This window comes from Paenibacillus sp. VTT E-133291 (assembly GCF_002264395.1).
In the GTDB taxonomy this organism is placed as follows: domain Bacteria; phylum Bacillota; class Bacilli; order Paenibacillales; family Paenibacillaceae; genus Paenibacillus_AQ; species Paenibacillus_AQ nitricinens.
This window is the reverse complement of record NZ_NFVA01000049.1, coordinates 46,036-52,201: the sequence shown is the minus strand read 5'-3', so window position 1 is coordinate 52,201 and position 6,166 is coordinate 46,036. Positions and strand designations below refer to the sequence as shown.

The window sequence follows — 6,166 nt, the reverse complement described above, 5'->3', positions numbered from 1 at the left end:
TTCCCCCGCCATTTTATATATTAGAATCTAGGACTACTGTACCTGCTGCGGCGAGGTGTAAGCACTAGCCAGATGCTGTAGAGCAGCAGGATGCCTGCTGTAATTAGGCCAGTTAAATAGACATTGCTGGCCTCTTTTTGTTCCAAGGCAATCGCGATGAAAGCCCATACGAATACGAGTGGATAGATGCTATCTCGGTAAGGATAGCTGACCACAACCGCAAGCAGAGTCCCCACGCAGAGCAGGATAACGGCCCAAGTGCTACCGCTAAGGCCCCAACCTTCCCAATGATTCTTCTCCAGAACAACGCTGACGTTCACGATAGTGGCCACAGAGATCCAGCCAAGGTATATACTGAAGGGCAACTTTACAAGCCAATTCTCGCCTGGAGTAGGATTTGCAATCAGGCGTGTTTTTCGATAAATGACAATTAGTGTGATTAACATCAGCACCATAGCAACCAGAGAAAGCTCGATGTATAAATACTGCCAGAGGAAGAGCCAGCTCATATTAAAAATACAGCTCAGAACAAACCAGAACTGAATCGCCCTCACAGAATCTCTAGAGGCTGTATAGGAGCGGAATTGATAAATAACGAAGCCGGCTAGCAGTAGATAAATCAGTGACCAGATGGAGAAAGCGTAACCAGCAGGGGTCATGTAGGTATGATATTTGTCGGAAATTTCACCGGTACTGTTTCCACCTAATGGCAAGGTCACTGAGAGTACATTGACAATGATCACACCTAGAAAGAACAGAAGATTCCACCACTTATAAGGATTATAACGTCTCAAAGAATTCACTCCCTAGCTTTTTTAATAGGGTAATACCTAATTAAAATATACCCGCTTTCAGCACAATTAAGACTATAAACAAGAAAAGAAGTGACTAGTCAGTCATAATATTCATGGATAGCATGGTAGTGGTGAAGGGTATTTTACGATAGTGGCTAGAACAATTTATTAAAAATATGCTGAAATGAATCAAATTTCATAGGTGTTTCTATGTACTTCAACTTTATTTGCATAAAAATCTACAGAAAATATGCAGAAACGTTTTTAAATCAGCGCTTTTTCGTATAAGATGAAGAGATGAAGATTCAAGAGCAGATAAGTTTTATCCTAGTTCTTTATCCTTATATTTCTTACAGGAGTGTATCTCATCTCTAAAAGGATGGAGAAACTACTTCTACTTGTATAGCTTCAAAATTTTATTTCTCGTGAAAAAGGTTGCAGTTACCACCTGATGGTGGCGGACTGGTTCTTTTTTTGCTTGCTTAAAAGACAGGAGATCACCGATGACTAAGCATCTTTATGCAATATGGTTGGGGGATGTGTTATTTTGCTTCTCTGGCGAAACTTCGGAGCCGAAGGTTGACGCTTGGACCCGAGTGGTGAAGCGGCTGGAGCTGCAGGGAGGAGTTCGCCCTTTTGCGAGTGCTGCTCTGCGGCTCGCAGAAGTGAAATATCCGGCTCCTCCTGTAGAGGGGAAGCCGGCACGCCGTGGATTGCCCGGAAGAACATTTGAAGGGCTCGCCTTAGTCCCTAGCGATGCATTTGAACTGCTTCTGGCATGGGATGAGTCGTTATGCCGGGATCAGGGAGTAGAGCCTGGCGGCGAATTGCGCTATTGGGCGGCAGCAGCTCGTTTTGCGCTGGAATTGATGGGTACAGGAGGCGTTACGCCTGGAGCCTTGCCCCCACGTCCGGTAGGTTCACGCCGGCGTGGTGGTGAACAGGCAGCAACGGTCTGCTGGTCACCAGCTTTTCGAAAACAGGAGGATCAGGAGATCTTTCTGCAACTAGCGGCTTCCATGCCAGTATTGGCACTCGGGACACATATCGCTGAGGCAGGTGACTTATCCTCGCGGGAAGAGGCTGGCGCCTATGTGCTTTACTCCTTTATGCAGGCGGTAATGACTGCAGAGATAAAGAAAGTGATTGCGGGTATTGAAAGTGAACTTACCCCTTACAAAGCTAATTATCGCCGGGGTTACTCCCCTTTAACTGAGCTGTGGTGGAATAGTCTTCTTACAGGCAGCCGGGATATACCCGTGCAGGGAACTCAAGCAGAAGTGGCAGATCTTCTGGCTACCGTGAATGAGACAGCTGGTAGCGATGTGCCGCAATCAGAACCTGTAGAAGCACGGAGTGGACAGCTGGGTCTTGGGCTACGACTTGAGCCACCTGGAGATCAAGATGAAATTTGGCGTTTAACCTTCTGGGCGGAGAACAAGGAAGAAGGGGAATTCTGGATTCCGGCAAAATCGATTTGGAGCAGTAAGGAAAGAGAGTTTATGTTATGGGGGAAACGCTATCGCAATATACAGCAGCAGCTTCTTATAGCGCTGGGCCGAGCGGCAAGAATCTCTCCAGATATAGAGCGCGCTCTTTCTAAACCTGCACCTACGGGAGCGGAATTGGAACCAGAGCGACTTTATTTCTTTTTGAAGGAGACGGTGCAGCAGCTGCGTGAGCGTGGAATAACCGTGCAGATGCCATCGCGCTGGAGCCGTGAGGGACGCCGCCGGATTGGCATGAAGATGAAAATGCAGCCGGTAGTGAGCGGGATTGATAGTCCTGCTCCAGTGGCTCTTGGGATGGAAGAGCTGATTTCATTTCGCATTGAAGCCTCACTTGGGGAGAGTACAATCAGTGAAGAAGAACTAAACGCACTGGTGGAGGCTGGCGTACCTTTTGTACGTTTCCGCGGAGAATGGATTGAGATAGATCCTAAAGAAATTCGCCAGGTTCTTAGATATATGAAACGCCATGAAAATGGGGAAATGACCGCAGCCGATTGGATGCGTCTAGAAGCTGAGGATGGTGAAGAGCGGCTCTGGAAAGGGATGTCGGTCACGGGTATGGAAACATCCGGACTATTGTCATCGCTGATGCGGGGTGACATATTGCGTAATCTTCCAGTGCGTCCCGTACCTGAAGGTCTGCACGGCACCCTGAGACCTTATCAGGAGCGTGGCTATCAATGGCTCTCCGTTCTCAGTGGTCTGGGATTTGGGGTATGCCTGGCCGATGACATGGGTCTCGGTAAGACGGTGCAGGTCATTACCTGCCTGCTGGACCGCGCTTTAAGTGCCCCACCTGAAGAAAAGCAGGAGCCTGTGCTGATTCTATGTCCAACCTCACTTTTGGGGAACTGGCAGCGGGAATTGCAGCGCTTTGCGCCTTCGCTTAAAGTTCACATTCATCATGGTGGACGCCGCGTGCGGGGGGATAGCTTTTTAGAACTGGCTGCCAGTCATGATATTGTATTGACGACCTATCATTTAGCGGGTCGTGACAGCGAGGATTTAGCGAATGTTCAGTGGTCCACCGTGGTGCTGGATGAAGCTCAGTATATTAAGAATCATCGGACGAAACAGGCGCAAAGTGTGATGAAGCTATCAGCGCCGCATCGCATAGCTATGACGGGGACACCAGTAGAGAATAGATTAGGCGAGTTATGGTCTATTTTTCACTTTTTAAACCCGGGCTATTTAGGGACCTACCATTCCTTCCGGCAGCGTTATGTATCAGGAGAGGGTGGAGAGCGACTAAGGGAATTGCATCGCTTGGTATCACCATTCTTGTTGCGCCGCTTGAAAAGCGATCCGGATATTTCTAAAGATTTACCGGAGAAGCTGGAGCTGAAGTCTTATTGCCCGCTGACGGAAACACAGGCAGTCCTATATCAGGGTGTCGTGGATGAAATGCTTGGCGTGATCGGAGAGAGTAGCGGGATGGCTCGCAGAGGACTCGTGCTGTCTTCTCTAACGAAATTGAAGCAGATTTGTAATCATCCTCAGCTATTCCGCAAAGAAGAAGGCAGGGGTCCGCGAAGTGAGCATTCCGGTAAAATGGAGGTCATGTTCGAGATTCTGGATAGCATTGCGGAGGTCGGAGAATCTGCGCTGATCTTTACTCAATATGTAGCGATGGGTGAGCTCTTGGTTAGCAAGCTGACTAAGCGTTATGGAACAGCACCGCTGTTCTTGCACGGCGGAATTCCAAAACGGGAGCGCGACGAGATGGTTCATGATTTTCAAGAGGGAAAAGGGCCATCCTTCTTCGTACTTTCTTTAAAAGCGGGTGGCGTAGGGCTGAACCTTACAAGAGCTAATCATGTCATCCATTACGACCGTTGGTGGAATCCGGCCGTTGAGAATCAGGCGACAGACCGGGCATTCCGAATTGGTCAGGATAAGAATGTTCAAGTGCATAAGTTGATTTGCCAAGGAACGTTGGAAGAGCGTATTGATGAATTGATTGAGCGTAAAAAAAATCTTTCCGAGCAGGTTGTTGGCTCTGGCGAAACATGGTTGACTGAAATGTCCAATCATGAGCTGAAGGAACTTATTGAACTGCAGGATCAGGACTGGATGTAAGACAGATATGAGTGTTACGGAGGGATCGAACAATGAGTGAACGGTTAGAGATGCGGCTGGAAGTTGTGCCTGGATTAGTAAAGGCAGCATGGACGATGCTACCTGGGAAAGTGACAGGAGGGTCTCGGTCGAAGGGTGAATTGAACGCCAGCGCGCCTGCTCAGGAACAACAAGCGGATCGACCTCTCTCTCTGAAGGTTCCGGTATGGCATGCTTCCCGAAGAAAAGAAATTTTACGAAGTCTCGCACTAAGTCCTGGGGAAGTATTTGCCTTGCTGCAAGGGCGTTTGACGGGTGAGCTGGCAGAGCTTGAGCTTTTACCTACGGATAGTGAGCTGGAGCAAGCCCTTTTTGAGGGTGAAGGTGTGGAGTATAAGGCGGAGACTTTGAAGCTTATTAAAGAACGTCTTGCTGAAGAGCCACTGCTGGCACTTTCGCTCAGAGGGTTTACTAAGGGAGAGCTCTTGGACGGAATTTTTGCCCTTTGGGCTGAAGGGGATATTTCTAGCGGCGAAGCTGAAACAGAGGAAGAAGAAGCCTCGGTTAGTGATCTTTCTACTGAATTGGCTCGGCTTGAACGCAAGGGTCCGGCCATTTCCTCTGGAGAATGGCTGGCAGAAGCGGCTGCTGAAGGTTCGCTACATCAGCCTGGGCCACAGTTCCATGAGATTGCGGCTAGACCTTTTCCTTCGCCGGTAGTAGTAGCTGAAGTTACAGAAGACTGGGGAGCGTTGCTACCGCAGACACCTAAAGCCATTGAGGGATTAACTTTGATTATGCAGCGGGTTGCAGAAGCGTCTGCGCGTCGGGCGAATAAGAGTCTGATTAAGCGGTAAGTGAAAATACGAAAGAGGCTGTCTCAAAAGTAGTGAATGCTACTCTTGAAACAGCCTCTTGTTTTGCCTAATTATCTAACAGAGTTTCTGGTTAGTTATTCTAATGCTGACCAGCAGGAGGCGATTCTCCTTCTGAAAGCTCTAGAATCTCGCGGCGAAGACGAAGCATTTTTTGATCTAGTTCATCAGCGGCACGCGCGGCTTCTTTTAGTTCATCAGCGACATGGGAAGGCAACTGCTTATCGAATTTATAATACAGAATATGTTCCATGCTTGCCCAAAAGTCCATAGCAAGGGTACGCAGCTGAATCTCAGCCTTGACCCAGCGTGTTCCTTCCAACAGGACGAGGGGGATACCGACTATAAGATGAAGACTTTGATATCCGTTTGGTTTAGGATGAGCTATATAATCTTTAATCTCAAGCACGCGGATGTCTTCGCGTGTACTAAGATGATCTACTAAACGGTATATATCTTTAACGAAGGCACATACAATCCGCATTCCGGCAATATCGTGAATGTATTGCTCCATATTTTCCAAGCTGAAACCGTAGCCTTTACGCTCCATCTTTTGAAGAATGCTCTTTGGTTCTTTAATCCGGCATTTGACATGTTCGATAGGACTAAAGCCGTCGCGGGATTGCCATTCCGTCTTGATCACATCAATTTTATTCTGAAGATCATTTAACGCGTGGCGATAGAGTGCTGGTAAGGCTTCGAACTCGTTAACCAGTTTGGCGAAATCCTCGTTGCTGTTACCTTGCCACTGTTGCAGATCCTTTACGTGTACCTGTAGCTGACTAAGCGTAAGCTGTGTGCTCTCATGTTCTTCCACTGAAACTCTCCCGATTTCGTTATTTGTGATAATTCTATTTTAACCGATGTAGAACCCCTGACGCAAAATTACATTCAAAATCAGGAAAAATAATCCATAAGTGTAAGGGAT

Annotated in this window: 4 protein-coding genes; 2 read left to right on the top strand and 2 right to left on the bottom strand. The window is 47.8% G+C overall.

Going from position 1 to position 6,166, the window contains the following annotated elements; translation table 11 throughout:
• Positions 1-20 precede the first annotated feature (20 nt).
• Positions 21-794: a tryptophan-rich sensory protein gene (locus tag CA598_RS19100; protein WP_094873954.1), complete on the bottom strand. Its 774-nt coding sequence runs from the start codon at positions 792-794 to the stop codon at positions 21-23.
• A 503-nt stretch (positions 795-1,297) separates the two neighbouring features.
• Between CA598_RS19100 and CA598_RS19095 the strand changes: the two genes are divergently transcribed.
• Positions 1,298-4,384 carry a DEAD/DEAH box helicase gene (locus tag CA598_RS19095; protein ID WP_094877495.1) on the top strand — a complete coding sequence of 1,029 codons (3,087 nt, stop codon included), beginning with the start codon at positions 1,298-1,300 and terminating at the stop codon, positions 4,382-4,384.
• A gap of 32 nt (positions 4,385-4,416) precedes the next feature.
• On the top strand, positions 4,417-5,220 hold the full coding sequence (locus CA598_RS19090; protein ID WP_094877494.1) for a hypothetical protein: 804 nt from the start codon (positions 4,417-4,419) through the stop codon (positions 5,218-5,220).
• A 100-nt stretch (positions 5,221-5,320) separates the two neighbouring features.
• On the opposite strand, the gene CA598_RS19085 is transcribed toward CA598_RS19090, so the two are convergent.
• Positions 5,321-5,995, bottom strand: a complete 675-nt coding sequence (locus CA598_RS19085) for a GTP pyrophosphokinase (RefSeq protein WP_256990013.1) — start codon at positions 5,993-5,995, stop codon at positions 5,321-5,323.
• Between the last annotated feature and the right edge of the window lie 171 nt (positions 5,996-6,166).

Coding starts and splice junctions, on each gene's coding strand:
- CA598_RS19095 (WP_094877495.1), top strand. CDS start 1,298: ATGACTAAGCATCTTTATGCAATATGGTTGGGGGATGTGTTATTTTGC.
- CA598_RS19090 (WP_094877494.1), top strand. CDS start 4,417: ATGAGTGAACGGTTAGAGATGCGGCTGGAAGTTGTGCCTGGATTAGTA.